Here is a 17396-nt window from a genome sequence, read left to right on the forward strand (position 1 = left end):
TGCCGGCCCCTTTTTGCAGAGGGCTGAGCAATTGTAATTCCCCGGAACCGGTACGCGGGAACCGGTAACCGGAACCCGGCTACAGCCTTCCGCCACTCGTATTTTTCAAGTAACTTTGCAAACTCATACAATAACAACAGTTTAATAATGATATTACCGATCGTAGCATATGGCGCTGATATTTTGAGGACCACGGGAAAAGAAATAACGCCCGACTATCCGAACCTGGGCAAATTGATTACCGACATGTGGGAAACCATGTATGCCAGCAGCGGGGTAGGCCTGGCCGCGCCACAGATCAACAAAGATATCCGCTTGTTTATTATAGACAGTGCCCAGGTTTTTGAGAACCAGGATGAAGATGAAAAAGGAAAATATCCCGATGAGCCGGGCATTAAACAGGTATTCATCAATGCAAAGGTAACAGCGCTCAATGGCGAAGAATGGGCCTATAATGAAGGCTGTTTAAGCATTCCAAAGATCAGGGAAGATGTGATGCGTAATGAGTCGGTGACCATTTCTTATGTTGATGAAAATTTCAAACCATTCGAAAAAACGTTCAACGGTATTACCGCCCGTATCATTCTGCACGAATACGATCATATAGAAGGGAAACTATTCATCGATTACCTGAAGCCGCTGAAGAAAAAAATGCTGCACGGAAAACTTACCGATATTTCAAAGGGTAAAGTACGGGCCGATTATAAAATGATCTTCCCTAAATAGTGTACGCTATGTATTCCGGCTGCTGGTGCGTTATTGTTTTTTTGCTGGTTTCCTGCCAAGTCGTTGCGCAGGATTCTTTGGTGAAATTGCAAAACAAAACGGTAACCCTGAAAGAGGTGGTGGTGCGTAACAACCTGAATGTGCAGGCTTTTATTGAACGCATCAAAAACGACACTACTTTTTATAAAGCGTTCCGCAATCTGAAAGTGCTTGGTTATACCTCGCTGAACGATATCAGGATGTTCGATAAAAAAGACAGGGTAACCGCATCGCTGTACAGCAGAACCCGGCAGTATGTGAACGATGGCTGTCGCTATACCCAGGTGTTGGAAGAACAAACCACCGGCGACATTTACGACAAAGATCATCAGTTCAACTATTATACGGCCGGCATGTACGCCGGTTTGTTTTTTGCCGCAGATACTGTTTGCGGTGAAACCAATATTGTAGGCGATGCCGCCTTTAGCACCCGGGGAAAAAGCGGACTGGCCAAACACAAGGAGCAGTTGAAAATGCTGTTCTTCAATCCCGGTAAAAAGATCCCCGGTATTCCATTTATCGGCAACAAGGTGGCCATCTTTGATGACGAGGTAGCCGAACGGTACGATTTCACCATCGATATGGATGCTTTTAAAGGCGAAATGTGTTATGTGTTTACCTGTAAGCCGCGGGACGGTCTTAGTGGCGGAGAAAAAGACAAGATCGTAGTGAATGATATGACCACCTGGTTTAAAATAGATACCTGGGAGATCGTTGCCCGTAATTACGATCTGAGTTACAATGCAGGCGTATACGATTTTGACGTAAGCATGGAGGTTGAGCTAACCAAACTCGGCAATTACCTGGTGCCAAAAGTGCTTCGTTATAATGGCAATTGGGATGTGGTGATGAAGAAGAGAGAAAGGTGTGTGTTTACAGCCACTCTCTTTGATTTTAGCAAAAGTGAGTAATATGTCGAATGTGATAATGGAATACAAAAAAAGCAGGCACTCTACCTAACTGGCAAAGAGCCTGCTTTTTAATTATCGAATTATCACATTATGTTTTTGGTCTTCGCATATCCCCGCCACTTCTCAAACAACTTCTGCATATCCTCGGGCATTTCGCTGTTGAACACTACTTCCTTGCGGGAGCGCGGATGAATAAAGCCAATTGTTTTTGCGTGTAAGGCATGGCGTGGGCAAATGGAAAAGCAGTTATCTACAAACTGTTTGTACTTGCTGAAAACGGTACCCTTTACAATTCTGTCGCCGCCGTATAATTCATCATTGAACAGGGGATGGCCAAGGTGTTTCATGTGTACCCTGATCTGGTGGGTGCGGCCGGTTTCCAGTTCGCATTGAATGATGGTCACATAACCGAGGCGTTCGATCACTTTGTAGTGAGTAATGGCATCTTTACCATATTCCCCGTCGGGATAGGCATCGAAGATCTTCCGAAAACGCTGGTGGCGGCCGATATGCGCCCGTACGGTACCGCTGTCTTCAGCCACATCGCCCCAAACCATGGCCACATACTGGCGGTGAATGGTATGGTCGAAGAATTCCTTGGCAAGGCAGGTAACCGCTTTTTCGGTTTTCGCCAGTACCATCAGGCCGCTGGTATTTTTATCTATACGATGCACCAGTCCGAAGCGCGGCAGCGTGTCGGACGAAATATCGCTGTTCTGTTGCTGTAAATGCCAGGCAACGCCATTGATAAGCGTACCGCGCGGGTTGCCGCTTGCAGGGTGAACAACAAGACCCACCGGTTTATTTACGATGAGGATATCATCATCCTCGAACACGATGTTCAAAGACATTTTTTCAGGGATAATATCTTCCCCGTGCATCTCCTTGTCGGAGTATACAATGATCTCTTCGCCCGGTTTTATTTTGTGATTGGCCTGTACGGTTTTACCGTTTACGGTTACCCGGCCGCTTTCGATAGATTGCTGCACTTTGTTACGGGACGCGTTCTCGATGCGGGCGACAAGGAATTTGTCGAGCCGCATAGGTTCCTGGCCTTTATCCACTACCAAACTAAATCGCTCAAATAATTCTTCCGCTCCATCGGCACCTTCCACACTATCGATATTTTCTTCCTGATCGTTAAAAGCGTTGGCATCCTTTATAGTCATTGGGTATCACAGTTTGCACAAAGGTAAGCATCCGGGGGAGTTGTATAAAGTAGTACATTTGTTTCTATATGGAAACCAGTAATAAACAGGGGGTGCTGTTCCGCGATCTGGGACAGATAGAGTACCGTAACGCCTGGGACCTGCAGGAGCAATTACTGCAGGAGAATGTGGCTGTAAAAGCGGAAATAAGGAACCGAAAGGTTGCTTTGCAAGATATCTCCTCTCCCAGCGGGGAAGCGGCCGGGCAATTGGTTATAAATGCCATTGATAATGAGGTTGTTGCGCCTTCCACTACACACTATTTATTGTTTGTTGAACATCCGCCGGTGTATACGCTTGGTAAAAGCGGCGATATTGAGAACGTGCTCATCAGCGAGGAGGAAAGAGCGGCGAAGGGCATCAGTTTCTACCATACCAACCGCGGCGGCGATATCACTTTTCATGGAAAAGAACAACTGGTTGGGTATCCCATTCTCGACCTTGAACGGTTCTATACAGATATTGGCAAATACCTGCGCAACCTCGAAGATGTGATCATAGCTACCATGGCCGATTATGGCCTGAAAGGCGAGCGTTCACCCGGTGAAACGGGGGTTTGGATGGATGCGGCCATAAAAGGGAAGGAAAGAAAAATATGCGCAATGGGTATTCGTTGCAGCCGCTGGGTCACCATGCATGGCTTTGCCTTCAATGTAAATACCGATCTCTCTTATTTCGATTATATCATTCCCTGCGGTATTCAGAACAAGCAGGTTACTTCAATGGAGAAAGAGTTGGGGCGGAAGTTGGAGATGAAAGAGGTGAAGGAACGCGTGAAACATCACTTTGAACGTGTATTTGATGTGGAACTAATTTGATAATTCGATAATGTGATAATTAATGCATTTTAGGTTATGCTGATAATACTCGAAATCCCTTGATTTTGGCAGAAAGTTGTATTCCATTATCACATTATCACATTGATCTTAGTCCTTCGGCACAAAGAACTTATGCTTTTCCTTTATTTTCCCGTCTTCAAATAACTCGAACCGGTACCAGCCCGATTTCAGGAAGTTTACCTTGTCGAGCGTAACAACGGGTTCTTTTACATCTGTAATATCGAACAGGAATTCGCTTTTGTCGTCGAAGAATTTGAGCGAATAATGGCGCTGCGGCGCCCCGGGCACATTCACAATTATATTTCCATCCTTTGCGGTAAAAACAAACTTCGATGGTTTGAATACTTCTTTTGGAACAAATGGTTTTAGCAAAATGGTATCGCTGCCTGCAAATGCGATCGTGTCTTTTGTTTTTAAAACCACCGAATCGCGGAACTTTTTCAGGTCCTTTGAATTGATAGTGGCAATCAGCGAATCGCGTCTTTTTACGAAAAAGAACTTCTCGGGCTCGGGTGCTTTCTCTACGGGCGTGGGCGCCAGTTTTTCTTTTATTTCTTCGGCCTGTTTAGGCGTAACACTTTCTGATATGATCACCCGGGGAGCGTTCTCATTTTGTTGCGGTTTGTTTACTACAACGCGGGTGGTATCGAGGATGGGGCGTTTTGATTTGGTGAACACGAATTTGCCGCTGTCCTGTACAATGAACAGGCGGTAGAATTGTCTTTCATCCGGAGCTTTACTGTCAACAATACCGTTTTGGGGGGCGGTAGGGTCGGCAACGGATAAAATGCTGGTAAACCCCCTGGTGCTGTCCTTCGAGCGCTGAATGTTTATTTGCTTAACAACAGGATAATTGTTGGTCCAGCTAATGATAACCTTTTTATTTCCCTTGGTAACAACAGTAAAATTAGGCAGAACTTCCTGCGCCCAGCTGGTGGTACATAAGGTACAAGTAAAAATAAAAAGTAATACTGCCAGTTTGCGCATGCCTATTGTATTAGTAGGTAAAGGATTTGGCGTCGCAAATATAATAGTTTTGCGATAGCGGTTTTATATTGCAATTTACAGGAATGTTAATGTTCCTGCGGGTAATGACCGGTTACCCTGTAATCCGCCGCTATGCACCATCAATATACGACTGCCGGGTTGAAAATGATCGTTTTGCACCAGGTGCATCAATCCGAAAAGCAATTTGCCGGTATACACGAAGTCGGTAGGCAGCTCATGTTTTTGATAAATTGAGTTCATAAACCGGAGCAATTCACCGGTTTTACGTGCATAACCGCCAAAATGATAATCGTAAAATATGCGGTAATTTTTAACGGGTTCACCTATTTTATCAACTCCTTCCTCGAGCCGGGGAGAGGTCTTTTCTCCTCTCCGCCAGTTGGCGTAGGAGGCCGGGCCCGCTGCGTATGGTTTTACAAAGGTGTTCAGGCTGTTGTCGTCCGCATCGGGCATTTTAAGCGTACAAATGCCAATGACCTTTTGATGCGGTAATGCAGCGTGCACCAAACCTGCAAGCATGGTGCCGGTACCCGTGGCGCAGGATATATGTGAATAACTTTTTATGGGTGCCAGTTCCAGGATCTCTGCTGCGCCAAGCACGCCCAGATGGCTTTGTCCGCCCTGCGGCACAATGAAATGATCAGGATGTTGCAGTTGCAAGCCGGGTATAATGGCTGCCTCATTACTATATGCTTCACGCGAAACAAACTGTAATTGCATTCCATAGTCCTGCACTTCCTGTAAAGTAGCTGAAAGCGTAGCCGGCTTTTCGCCCCGGATAATGCCAATGCTTTGGAGATTGGCCTGGCGGCAGGCGAGGGCGGTGGCAACGAGGTGATTGCTCCACGCGCCGCCAAAAGTGAGGATCCCTTTTTTGTTTTGGCCAATGGCTTCCTGTAAATGGTATTTCAGTTTGAACCATTTGTTGCCTGAGATCACCGGGTGAATACGATCGAGGCGTAAAACATCTATTGGCACACTCTTTTTATAAAGCAGTTCATCTTCAATCGGCTGTACTACCGCTTTTGAAAGGTCAATCGGTTGAATGAATATGTTGTTTGTCAGAACCTATATTTTTATATTTTCGTGGCTCAATTTTTAAAAATACAATAATGGAACCAACTCTTTTGATTTTGGCAGCAGGCATGGCTTCCCGCTATGGCAGTATGAAACAGATACAGGCATTCGGCCCCGGTGGTGAAACGATCATGGATTATTCAATTTATGATGCTATTCGCGCCGGATTTAAAAAGGTGGTATTTATTATCCGCAAAGAATTCGCTGACGATTTCAAAGCCATTGTGGAACCACCGCTTAAAGGTAAAATTGCCATTGATTATGTATACCAGGACCTGAAATCATTTACTGAAGGCCATGCTGTGCCGGCCGACCGTACAAAACCCTGGGGTACCGCGCATGCCGTTCTGTGCGCCAAAAATAATATCAATGAACCATTTGCTGTTATCAATGCCGACGATTTCTATGGTCGCGATGCATTTGAAAAAGCATATACCTTCCTTACCAAAGATGTAAATGATAATACATACTCTATTATCGGTTATGAATTGCTGAAAACATTAAGCGACAATGGAACCGTGAACAGGGGCGTTTGCGTGGCCAATGGTAATGGTGACCTGGTTTCCATTGCCGAGCGCCTGAACATTGCCAAAGTTGATGGTAAAATAATGACCGACGACAATCAGCAGCCAAAAGAGTTGCCTACAGATTCACAGGTGTCGATGAACTTCTGGTGTTTTTCGCCTTCTATTTTCAGTTATTCAGAAAAACTGTTCAACGAGTTCCTGAAAGATAATATCACCAATATTAAATCGGAGTTCTTTATTCCTATCGTTGCCGACAAATTCATCAATGAAGGCAAGGGCACTATTAAAGTGATCCCCACTTCTGCGCAATGGTTTGGTGTAACGTATAAAGAAGATGCGCCTGAGGTGAAAGCCAATCTGGAGACTTTAGTAAAAGCTGGCGAGTATCCTGCTTCTTTGTGGAAATGAGCAATTAGAAATGAAAAGTTCTGAATACAGAATGTTGAATATTCAATGTTGAATGCAGAAGTAGAAATACAGCTAACGTATGAATGTTCTGTAAAACTAAAAAGCCCCTGGAATATCCGGGGGCTTCTTTTATATATTTGTTCGGCTCTATGCCTTTATGCCTTGTTGCCTCACTGCCTTAATAAGATTTCACCATAAACACCGCTTCTTCAATTTTCTTGATCTGCTGTACCCTGTCCATACTTCTGATAGAAGAGTTAAGTGTTAAGCGTATATTCTGAAAGGCTGTATCTTTTTTTATTTCTTCGAGGCTGCGGAAAATGTTTTTTGCGGTGAGGGCGAATACCACGCCTTCGGCGGCTTTTTCGCGGGAATTGATAATCCCGATCACTTCTCCATTTTTATTGAATACCGGTCCGCCTGAGTTACCGGGGTTGGCCGATACGCCGATCTGGAAGGAGAGGGTATCGCCATTATAACCGGTTTTGGCGCTCATATACCCTTCGTTGTAAACAATTTCTTCGCGGGGGAAGCCCAGGGTGAACAATTGTTCGCCAAGTTCGGTGCTGCTTTTACGAATGCCATATGGCAGGGGGCCTACGCTTCTGAAGTCAGCATCTTCTATTTTTATAAAAGCAATATCATTTTCTTTATTGGTATATATAATACGTGATCTGAATTCCTGGCCCTTGTTGTTTTGTACAACGACGGTAGAAGAACCGCTTACCACGTGTTCGTTGGTTACCAGTATACCTTTGCCATCGACCAGGAAGCCGGTACCATTAAATTTAACCGGCTGGTTTTCGGGGCCTTTAGGCATACGGTCCTGTACGTCTTTTTTTATTTCGTTCGCTTTTCTGGCTATTTCAGATTTGTATTCGCCTCTTAGTTTTTGCAGATCGTTGGCCGTTTTCTTCTGGTTAAGGTAAGTGGCCATACCGGCAATAAGCAGGGTAGTGATACCGGCGATGGAAGCGGCAACCGCCATAACGCGTTTGTATTTTCTCCAGATCTGGATAACAGTAGCCCTGGGCGCTTCTTTGATATCGCCCGATTCGATCAGGTGATTATGTACATCGTGGAGAGTTGACTTGAAATTCTTCCAGTCGGCGAACTGGTCAACCTGCTGCAAAAACATAGTGTGTTCCACTACTTTTTCATCCACTTCCGGATTACTTTTTCGCAGCTGCTCAAAAGAAGCCATTTCTTCGGGCGACATTTCACCACGGAGAAAGCGTTCGATAGCATCTAATAATTGTACATCTTGCATCACACGTCGTTGTTTTTAAGTTCGGCAAAGAATAATTTCCGAAGCCGCATCAGACATTTATATTTCTGATTTTTGGCGTTATCAGCGTTTGTATATCCAAAATGGCTGGCAATATCCGTCATGCTTTTTTTCTGCAGGTAAAATGCCTCTATCAAACTTCTGCAGGGTTCGCCCAGGTGCAACAATGCTTTTTCCATCATCTGGAACTCTGAATTGCGCAAGCTGTGGTTATCAACTTCTTCCTCAACCGGTACGGTTTCATCCAAACCGATAAGGTTGGGAATGTATTTCTGCTGTTGCTGCAGCTTTTTGAGCCACAACCGGCGGCTTACTGAATAAACATATGTTTTTAGCTGACAGTTTAATTCAAATGAGCCGCTCTTCGCTTTTTCATACAGAACAATTACAGTTTCCTGGAATATGTCCCGTGCATCGTCCGCCGATCCATTGTTGTTGATAATTAACGTTTGAACCATATTATAAAACAGTTTATATATGGTTTCAACAGATTTGCGGTCGTTTACAGCCAGGCCTTTTAACAGTGCTTTTTCGTCGGTAGAATCAGTTTTCACGCTTTGAACCATTAATTAATACTCAATTTAATCAGAAGTAACCCAACCGGGTTGTAAAATTCAGCGCCTGCCCCGCCAATAAGGAGCCAAATATGGCCTGCGGCTGAAAGGTTGTATTTTTTTTTAGAAAAAAATAAAAATTCTGGGGTTACCGGGGTTACCTTTTCCTCTTTCTTGTATTAACCTACAATAAATCATTTGTAAACAAACAAAAAACGGTACAATGAAAAAACTGTTGTTAGTTTTAGCTATTGGTTCTTTCGTAGCTTGTAATGATGGCGGAAGCGCCGAGGCTGAAAAAACTGCTGCTGATTCAGCTGCAATCGCTCCTGCTGATACTGCTGCTGTTACTCCAGCACCTATTGTTGACTCTTCAGCTCATGCTACAGATTCAGCGAAAGTTGATTCTGCTGCTAAGAAATAAGTTTTTTTCATATGGCAAGCAATCGTTAGAGACCGTCCTGTTCACAGGATGGTCCTTTTGACAAGCCATAAGAAGCTTAAACCCTTTCACCAACCGGCGAAAGGGTTTTCTTATTGCCTTCACCTCAGGGCAAAAAATGCTCCCTAAGTCCCTTAGTTAGTTTTAGTCATTGATTTTGTGTATGTTAAGTTGATCATCGCGGTATCATCGGCGTTTTGTGTAATTACAAATGGCCTGCAGTTCGCTCAAACTGGCCCCAAACAAAAAAAGGCTATCCGGAAAGATAGCCTCAACAATAATATCAGGGATTAAATATTAGCGGTGGCCGTAACCTATATAACCTTGAGTTCCTTTACATCCGCCCTTAGCGCCTCTTGAGGCAGCACATGAAGTGATAGTAGCACCGGCCAGAATAAGCATAGCCAGGATAACGAGTGTCCGTTTCATTTTGTGATTATTTAAAGTTTGACAATTGCCTGATGAATACAAGGGCTCAACGATCATCAGGTCATTCAAAGGTTAACGGACTTAAGGGAGAGGAAAATTCGGTCGGATTGGATAGAAAGATTATCAAAATAACAAAGAATATCCGGTTCATGCAAGACTGTGCCAAAAATTTATTTTGATTGTATATAAATAGTTTTTGGTAATCGTTTCACCTTAAATACATTTAGCCGCAAATCAACTGGCAATTTGCAATTGGCAATTGGCAAGTCCCGCAAACAGCCGGGGGCGTATTATTACAACTTTGCCTATTGTATATTGCCTGTTGCATGAAACGGATTACAAGGTGTGCCACACTTGCTTTAGCACAGCCGGGGAAGTGTGGCACACCTTTGCAGTCAAAAAAACAAATCAATTTTCCGATGAAAGTACATTTTATTGCCATTGGTGGAAGTGTGATGCATCAGTTGGCGCTTGCTTTGCACAAAAAAGGCTACCAGGTAACCGGTAGCGACGATGAAATATTTGAACCGGCCCTGAGTAACCTGCAAAAGGAGGGATTATTACCCGCCGAAATTGGCTGGCATCCGGCCAACATAACGCCCGGCATCGATGCGGTGATCCTTGGAATGCATGCCAAACAGGACAATCCCGAGTTGCAAAAGGCCCGTGAGCTGGGATTACAGATCTATTCATTCCCCGAATACATATACCAGGAGAGCAGGGAAAAAACCCGGGTAGTAGTAGGTGGCAGCCATGGAAAGACCACAACTACTTCCATGATCATGCATGCGTTGAGAAACGCCAAAAAAGACTTCGATTACCTGGTGGGCGCCCGCCTCGACGGGTTCGATCAGAGCGTGCAGGTGACCCATGCCCCCGTTATTGTATGCGAGGGCGATGAATACCCGGCCAGCGTTATTGAAAAACGGCCCAAGTTCCATTTCCTGTTCCCCCATATTGCCATTTTAACCGGCATCGCCTGGGATCATATAAATGTGTTTCCAACCTTCGATTTCTACCTCGAGCAATTCACCATCTTCATTCAAAAGATAGAGCCGGGCGGCATCCTCATCTACAACGAAACCGACGTGGTGCTGAAGAAACTGGTAAAGGCGAACAAACGTGCCGATATCCGCTATCAGCCCTACAATGTGCCGTTCCATACCATCAACAATGGCAAAACCACGCTTACCATTGATGGGCAAACCGGTGTGCTGCAGGTATTTGGCAACCATAACCTGTTGAATTTACACGCCGCCTGGTACGTTTGCCGGGAGCTTGGCATGAATGCCGCAAATTATGTAAAGGCCATTTCTTCCTTTACCGGCGCTGCCAAACGGCTCGAACTGCTGGCCAGTAACGATAATACGATCGTGTACCGCGATTTTGCCCATGCCCCTTCCAAAGTAAAAGCCACCATCGAGGCGGTGAAACAGCAATTTCCCAACCGTACACTGATTGGCGTTCTGGAACTGCACACCTACAGCAGCCTGAACGAGCAGTTTATGAGCGAGTATAAAGGTGCAATGGACAAGGCCGACAAAGCAGCCGTATTTTATTCGCGCCATGCCCTTGAACTGAAGCGCATGCCTGAACTGCCTGCTGAAAAAGTTATAGCAGGTTTTGGAAAAGAGGGTCTGAAAGTGGTGAACGATAAAAACGACCTCATGCAATGGCTGCAACAACATAATTATAACAATGCCTGTTTGCTGTTAATGAGCTCGGGCAATTATGATGGGGCAGATATACTTACTTTTGCACAGCAGGTAACAGGGAATAGCAAATAGTATTATATTGTTTTTGATTTTGACCTCAAATTTCAAAATAAACCATTTTATCATTTGCCTGTTTGATAATTTTATAAAGAATCTGCCTGCAAAAGGGGGAGAATTTTTAACTTTTGACCTATACGACTAATTTTATATAACCATTATCAATTATCATTGCTGAATGTTGCAGTTAAAGAAGCCGCTGGCAGTCATTGATCTTGAAACCACCGGGATAAACCTGGGCTCGGATCGTATCGTTGAAATAGCCATTGTAAAGATCCAAACCGATGGTAGCCGTCTGGTTAAGCAAAAACTTATCAATCCTGAAATTCCGATCTCTCAAGTTTCACAGGAACTGAATGGTTTAACCAATGAAAAGGTGAAGGATGCCCCCACGTTCAAACAGGTAGCTAACGAAATAAAGCAATTTCTCGATAATTGCGACCTGGCCGGGTATAATTCGAACCGGTTCGATATTCCCATGCTGGCCGAGGAATTTTTACGGGTTGGGCTCGAATTCGATTTCAGCAACCGCAGACTGTTGGATGTACAAAAGATCTTCCATATGATGGAGCAGCGTACCCTCAGCGCGGCATATAAATTTTACTGTAATAAGCAGCTCGATGATTCACATCGTGCAGAGCCCGACGCACTGGCCACATGGGAAGTATTGCAGGCCCAATTGGAGAAATATCCCCAATTGGGAGATAGTGTGGAAAGTATTATCACCTGCATTGGGGATGATAATATTGTGGATTTTGCCCGCCGCATGATCATGGAGAACGGCGTGGAAGTGTTTAATTTCGGAAAACACAAGGGCCGGTCGGTGGCAGATGTGTTAAAAGCTGAGCCTCAATATTATGACTGGATGATGAAGGGTGATTTCCCCAAACATACCAAGGCAAAACTTACCGAGATATTTAACAGAACCTTGTTAAAGAAAGGATTGTGATTTGCCTTCAATTTATTTACTTGCAAATGTGTAATTTATATAATTGCACAAATTGAATTATTGTATTTTCGTACTCCAATATCAATTGATTTGTTTGGAAAACATCGTTATTATACCAACTTACAATGAAAGGGAAAATATCGGTCATTTGATTGATATAATCTTTGCGCAATACGATAATTTTCACATTCTTGTAATTGACGACGGCTCTCCCGATAATACCGCCACACTGGTAAAGGACCGGCAGATAAAGTATTCAGGTAAACTCTTCCTCGAAGAACGAAAAGGCAAGCTGGGCCTTGGCACCGCATACATTCATGGTTTTAAATGGGCTTTGAAAAAGGGCTACCAGTTCATTTTTGAAATGGATGCCGATTTTTCGCATAATCCCAAGGATCTTCAGCGGTTATACGATGCCTGTGCCACCGGTGGCGCCGATCTGGCAGTTGGTTCGCGCTATGTAAAGGGCGGCGGCACCATCAACTGGCCGCGTAACCGAATCCTGTTGTCAAAAGGCGGGTCGTTATACACCCGGCTTATTACCTGGATGCCGGTTCACGATACCACAGCGGGTTTTGTATGTTATTCGCGTGAAGTGCTTGAATCGATCAACCTCGAGCAGATCCAGTTCCTCGGATATGCATTCCAGATTGAAATGAAGTTTGCAGCCTGGAAACTCGGCTTTAAAATAAAAGAAGTGCCCATTATTTTTGAAGACCGCAAATACGGCGTTTCAAAAATGCACAAGGGTATTGTTAAAGAAGGCATCTGGGGCGTACTGAAATTACGCTGGGCCAGCCTCTTCAAAGATTACCACAACCGGGTTAAGAATACAGGGGGGGCGCCGTACGAGCCCGTATCCCAGCCGGGCGATAAGGTGTTGGCAAAAACAAAATAATATTTTTAAAAATAGCAGGTGTGCCACGTTTTCAAAACGTGGCACACCTTTTTAGTATGCGTAAGGCCTTTATACAATTACATACTGCTGTTTTCCTGGCGGGATTTACCGGTATACTCGGCCGGCTGATCACATTGAACGAGGCATACCTGGTATGGTATCGGTTATTGATAACGGTAATTACATTATGGGTTCTGTATTATTTTCAGCAAAAACTGCATCGTGTTTCGTGGGCGGGTATCAGGCGCATAATGGGAGTGGGAGTGATTGTAGCCTTACACTGGGTAACCTTTTACGCCAGCATCAAATATGCAAATGTTTCGGTAGCGCTAGTTTGCTTTTCCGCAATTGGTTTTTTCACCGCCATACTCGAACCGCTAATTGTTCGAAAGCCGTTCAGTATAACAGAGTTGATGCTTGGATTGCTGGTGATGGCCGGCATTTACCTCATCTTTCATTTCGATCCCCAATTCAAGACCGGGATCATTTTGGGAATTATCTCAGCACTGCTTGCCAGTTTGTTTACCGTATTCAACCGCATACTGGTACAACAGAATAAACCGGAAACGGTTACTTTATACCAGTTGAGCGGCGGCTTTTTGTTCCTCACCATGCTGCTGCCGGTATACCTGTTGTATTTTCCTGCCGGTCATATTTTACCAACCCTGTCAGATGCCGGCTGGCTGCTGGTCTTAAGTTTGTTTTGTACCGTTTGGGCTTTTAATTTATCAATGAATGCGTTGAAGAAGATTGCTGCGTTCACCGTCAACCTCACCTATAACCTGGAACCCGTTTATGGAATAGCCCTTGCATTTCTTATATACCGGGAAGATAAATACCTGTCGGGCTCTTTTTACACAGGCCTGTTTTTAATTATGTTATCCGTAGTGATGCATACATGGCTGGTGTACAGAACAGGAAAAAAAACTTAACGCCTGCACATGCAACGCCCGTATTCAACCATGTGTCAACAATAAAAATACTGGTGCATGAAAAAATTGTTTTTGTTATGCGCTTGATGCGGGCCATAAGGAAGTATACCGACGGATAAACAAAGAACTGATAGTCGATTAATATTGTTTTTAAACATGCGATGTAACCGGTTTCGCCAGGGGCGGCCGGTTTTTTATTGTCAGGTATATCCCTGGAAGTGGAAATATCTGCATTCCATTATTGAATTATCACATTAGCGAATTATTGCATTAAACATAATTCTACAAGCGGTTCAACGGCAGGATGATAGTTGCGGGAAAAATGGAGTTTGTATTAATTTTATTTTTTAACCGACTTCTATCAATGAGAAAATTATTCTGTATCCCAGTCTTGCTACTGGTAGGCCTGCATGTTTCAGCACAGAAAAAGCCGCTTACCCACGCCGTGTACGATGGCTGGCAAAGCATCAATGAACGCTATATCAGCAATGATGGCAAATGGGTGGTTTACACTGTTACGCCCCAGGAGGGTGACGCCACACTGGTCATTCAGTCAACCGACAATACCTACAGAAAGGAGATCCCCCGCGGATATGGAGCGGCTATTACCGAAGACAGCCGTTTTGTGATCTGTAAGATAAGGCCATTGTTCAGCGCTACCCGCGAGGCAAAGATCAAAAAGAAAAAGCCCGATGAAATGCCGAATGACAGTTTGGCCATAATAGAAACCGGCACAGACAGCGTATTGCGTATTCCACGGGTGAAATCATTTAAGACGCCCGAAAAGGGAGCAGGGCAATGGATGGCTTATTTGCGTGAGAAGGAATTGCCTGTTCCGCCTGCAGTGGCCACACCTGATTCTTTATCGCAATTGAATGGCTTATTACGAATGGCCGACAGCCTTACCCGGCTGGCCGATAGCTTACGTAATAAGGCCAGCGAAGCCAAAACAAAAGGTCTTACTGCTTTGCAACCCGTCAAAAAAGAAAGCAAACCAAAGGCGGGCGACCGCGTTGATGAAGGAACGGAGCTCGTGCTGCGGAATTTATACACGGGTGAAGAAAAGAAATTTGCATTGGCAAGCGATTATTACTTCAGCAAACCGGGTAATACCCTCATCATAGAAACTACGCGCAGTAATGCCGACACATTGATGAAAGCGACGGTATTGTGGTACAGCATCATCAATGGAAAAGCCGATACGGTGTTCCGTGGGTTCAACGAAGCAAAGAACTATGTGCTCGATGATGCAGGCACCCAACTGGCGTTTATTGCCGAACGCGATAGCAGTGCAAAAGCCCTGCAGAAGTTTTATAAATTATATCATTATCGCACCGGAATGGACAGTGCCCGGTTGCGGGTTCACAGAAATACAGCCGGCATAACAAAAGGGTTGACCATAAGTGAAACCCAGGCGCCTGAATTCAGCGCGAACGGAAAGAAATTATATTTCAGCCTGATGGCCATACGTAAACCAAAAGATACCACACTGGTTGATTTTGAAACGGCGCGGCTCGACATCTGGCATTATAAAGACGATTACCTGCAACCGCAACAGTTGGTGCAACTGAACACCGAGTTACAAAGAAGTTACCGTGCCGTGTTGAATGGCGATGATGATAAAGTGATAAAGCTGGGTGGTGAAGATGCGGAAATGGTTTACCTGGCCGATGAAGGGAATTCCGATTATGTGATGGCGGCCACAACAAAAGGCAACCGCATCGAGTTCCAGTGGCTGGGGTATACAAGATACAATGTATATCTTGTAAGCACTATCGATGGCGCTCGTAAACAGGTAAAGGATAAAATACGCACACCCATCATTTTCTCGCCAAAAGGAAAATATGTGCTCTGGTACGATGCTGCGCAGAAGAACTACTTCACCTATGCGGTAGCCGGCGGCGCTATTACCAATATCACCAAAAGCATTAAAGTGCCTTTGTATGAAGAGGACGATGATCATCCCGACGATCCCCCGGCGCACGGTATTATGAAATGGCATGAGGATGATAAGTATGTTTATTTGTACGATAAGTATGATGTATGGCAGTGCGATCCCGGCGGAAAAACAGCACCGCTCAATGTTACCAATGGCCGCCCGCATAAGGTGGTGTACCGGTATATGCCGACCAATAAGGAGGAAAAATTTATTGCCGATACGCAAAAGCTGGTGTTCAAAAGACTGAACATGGTGAACAAGTACGGCGGCCTGTCGATCTATGATATGAAGGACAGACGGTTTGTGGCCGATACGGCCGATGGACCGTTTAAGATTGGTTTTGGTATTGTAAAAGCAAAGAACAGTGATCAGTTCGTTTATACCAGGGAGAGTTTTGATGTATCGCCGGTTTTGATGATGGCCCAGATAAAGAATACAGATGTATCTGACAACAGCGGCGGCGCCATGATGCCCGTGCTAGTGCAAACTCAGTTACACGCTACCAATCCGCAACAAAAAGAATACAACTGGTTAACCTGTGAACTGGTAAAATGGACCATGTTCGATGGCAAACGATCGGAAGGGTTGTTGTACAAACCGGAAAACTTTGACCCGAAGAAGAAGTATCCCGTTATTTTTTACTTCTACGAAAAATACAGCGATGAGTTGTATGCTTACCGGCCGCCGGCGCCAAGCGCTTCAACGGTCAACTTCCCGTACTTTGCAAGCAATGGTTACCTGATCTTCGTTCCCGACATCTATTACAAAAAAGGCGAGCCCGGTGAAAGCGCTTACAACGCCGTTGTATCGGCTGCGAAGTTCATGGCCAAAAAGCCCTGGGTCGATTCAACGAAAATGGCCATCCAGGGACAAAGCTGGGGCGGTTACCAGGTAGCTTACCTCATTACGCGCACCAATATGTTTGCGGCTGCGGAAGCCGGTGCGCCCGTGGCCAATATGACCAGCGCATATGGGGGCATTCGCTGGGGAACCGGTTTGAACCGCCAGTTCCAGTACGAGCGTTCGCAAAGCCGTATCGGCTATACGCTGTGGCAGCGGCCCGATCTGTATATCAAAAACTCACCTTTGTTCAATGCCGATAAAGTAAATACGCCGTTGATGATAATGCATAACGATGCCGATGGAGCCGTACCCTGGTATCAGGGCATTGAATACTTCACGGCATTGCGCCGGTTGGGGAAGAAAGTATGGATGTTGCAGTATAATGGCGAAGACCATAACCTGGTTGAAAGAAGGAACCGCAAAGACCTGAGCATTCGCCTTGGCCAGTATTTCGATCACTTTTTGAAAGGCGCACCCGCACCGCGCTGGCTGGCAGAGGGATTACCTGCTACATCGAAAGGAATTGATTGGGGTGTTGAGGTTGAAGAGAAAAAGGCTTTTTAAGAGAGCACTTGTTTGAAAAATGTTTCTTTGAGGACATAAGTTT

Annotated in this window: 16 protein-coding genes; 10 read left to right on the plus strand and 6 right to left on the minus strand. The window is 44.9% G+C overall.

The genetic code is table 11. The features are described from left to right. Positions 1–147: 147 nt before the first annotated feature. Both def and A4R26_RS11005 read left to right on the plus strand, forming a co-directional pair. Positions 148–726, plus strand: a complete 579-nt coding sequence (gene def, locus A4R26_RS11000) for a peptide deformylase (protein ID WP_081163831.1) — start codon at positions 148–150, stop codon at positions 724–726. Between the two features lie 80 nt (positions 727–806). Further along, entirely contained in the window at positions 807–1676 is an 870-nt protein-coding gene (locus tag A4R26_RS11005; protein WP_242674886.1) for a hypothetical protein, read from the plus strand. A gap of 83 nt (positions 1677–1759) precedes the next feature. Here the strand turns inward: A4R26_RS11005 and A4R26_RS11010 are convergent, their stop codons facing one another. Further along, positions 1760–2845: an RluA family pseudouridine synthase gene (locus A4R26_RS11010; protein WP_081163833.1), complete on the minus strand. Its 1086-nt coding sequence runs from the start codon at positions 2843–2845 to the stop codon at positions 1760–1762. A gap of 68 nt (positions 2846–2913) precedes the next feature. Between A4R26_RS11010 and lipB the strand changes: the two genes are divergently transcribed. Next, positions 2914–3702 carry a lipoyl(octanoyl) transferase LipB gene (gene lipB, locus A4R26_RS11015; RefSeq protein ID WP_081163834.1) on the plus strand — a complete coding sequence of 263 codons (789 nt, stop codon included), beginning with the start codon at positions 2914–2916 and terminating at the stop codon, positions 3700–3702. 108 nt (positions 3703–3810) lie between these two features. On the opposite strand, the gene A4R26_RS11020 is transcribed toward lipB, so the two are convergent. Continuing rightward, positions 3811–4710 carry a hypothetical protein gene (locus tag A4R26_RS11020; protein ID WP_081163835.1) on the minus strand — a complete coding sequence of 300 codons (900 nt, stop codon included), beginning with the start codon at positions 4708–4710 and terminating at the stop codon, positions 3811–3813. 75 nt (positions 4711–4785) lie between these two features. Continuing rightward, a complete protein-coding gene (locus A4R26_RS11025) occupies positions 4786–5709 on the minus strand; it encodes a 1-aminocyclopropane-1-carboxylate deaminase/D-cysteine desulfhydrase (protein WP_165760229.1) in 924 nt (307 codons plus the stop codon). Between the two features lie 134 nt (positions 5710–5843). Between A4R26_RS11025 and A4R26_RS11030 the strand changes: the two genes are divergently transcribed. Next, the gene (locus A4R26_RS11030; protein ID WP_081163837.1) at positions 5844–6743 is read left to right on the plus strand and encodes a nucleotidyltransferase family protein; all 900 of its coding nucleotides are present in this window, start codon (positions 5844–5846) and stop codon (positions 6741–6743) included. A 178-nt stretch (positions 6744–6921) separates the two neighbouring features. On the opposite strand, the gene A4R26_RS11035 is transcribed toward A4R26_RS11030, so the two are convergent. Then, positions 6922–8013: a S1 family peptidase gene (locus A4R26_RS11035; protein WP_081163838.1), complete on the minus strand. Its 1092-nt coding sequence runs from the start codon at positions 8011–8013 to the stop codon at positions 6922–6924. Beyond that, entirely contained in the window at positions 8013–8585 is a 573-nt protein-coding gene (locus tag A4R26_RS11040) for an RNA polymerase sigma factor (protein WP_081163934.1), read from the minus strand. Before A4R26_RS11040 ends, A4R26_RS11035 begins: the two co-directional genes overlap by 1 nt. A gap of 223 nt (positions 8586–8808) precedes the next feature. Between A4R26_RS11040 and A4R26_RS11045 the strand changes: the two genes are divergently transcribed. Then, positions 8809–9009 (plus strand): hypothetical protein, encoded by a 201-nt coding sequence (locus A4R26_RS11045; protein WP_081163839.1) that lies wholly within the window; start codon positions 8809–8811, stop codon positions 9007–9009. Between the two features lie 315 nt (positions 9010–9324). Here A4R26_RS11045 and A4R26_RS35835 read toward each other — a convergent pair whose 3' ends face one another. After that, positions 9325–9456: a hypothetical protein gene (locus A4R26_RS35835; RefSeq protein WP_278248418.1), complete on the minus strand. Its 132-nt coding sequence runs from the start codon at positions 9454–9456 to the stop codon at positions 9325–9327. A 419-nt stretch (positions 9457–9875) separates the two neighbouring features. Between A4R26_RS35835 and A4R26_RS11050 the strand changes: the two genes are divergently transcribed. The 5 genes from A4R26_RS11050 to A4R26_RS11070 all read left to right on the plus strand — a co-directional run bounded on the left by A4R26_RS11050 (position 9876) and on the right by A4R26_RS11070 (position 17353). Beyond that, positions 9876–11243 (plus strand): UDP-N-acetylmuramate--L-alanine ligase, encoded by a 1368-nt coding sequence (locus A4R26_RS11050; protein ID WP_081163840.1) that lies wholly within the window; start codon positions 9876–9878, stop codon positions 11241–11243. Between the two features lie 163 nt (positions 11244–11406). Then, positions 11407–12177, plus strand: a complete 771-nt coding sequence (locus A4R26_RS11055) for a 3'-5' exonuclease (protein WP_081163841.1) — start codon at positions 11407–11409, stop codon at positions 12175–12177. 94 nt (positions 12178–12271) lie between these two features. Beyond that, entirely contained in the window at positions 12272–13075 is an 804-nt protein-coding gene (locus A4R26_RS11060; protein WP_081163842.1) for a polyprenol monophosphomannose synthase, read from the plus strand. Between the two features lie 56 nt (positions 13076–13131). After that, the gene (locus A4R26_RS11065) at positions 13132–14007 is read left to right on the plus strand and encodes a DMT family transporter (RefSeq protein ID WP_081163843.1); all 876 of its coding nucleotides are present in this window, start codon (positions 13132–13134) and stop codon (positions 14005–14007) included. Positions 14008–14371: 364 nt separating this feature from the next. Continuing rightward, positions 14372–17353 carry an alpha/beta hydrolase family protein gene (locus A4R26_RS11070; RefSeq protein ID WP_107685825.1) on the plus strand — a complete coding sequence of 994 codons (2982 nt, stop codon included), beginning with the start codon at positions 14372–14374 and terminating at the stop codon, positions 17351–17353. Positions 17354–17396: the final 43 nt, after the last annotated feature.

Origin of the sequence: Niastella populi (assembly GCF_002078015.1) — a bacterium.
GTDB lineage: Bacteria > Bacteroidota > Bacteroidia > Chitinophagales > Chitinophagaceae > Niastella > Niastella populi.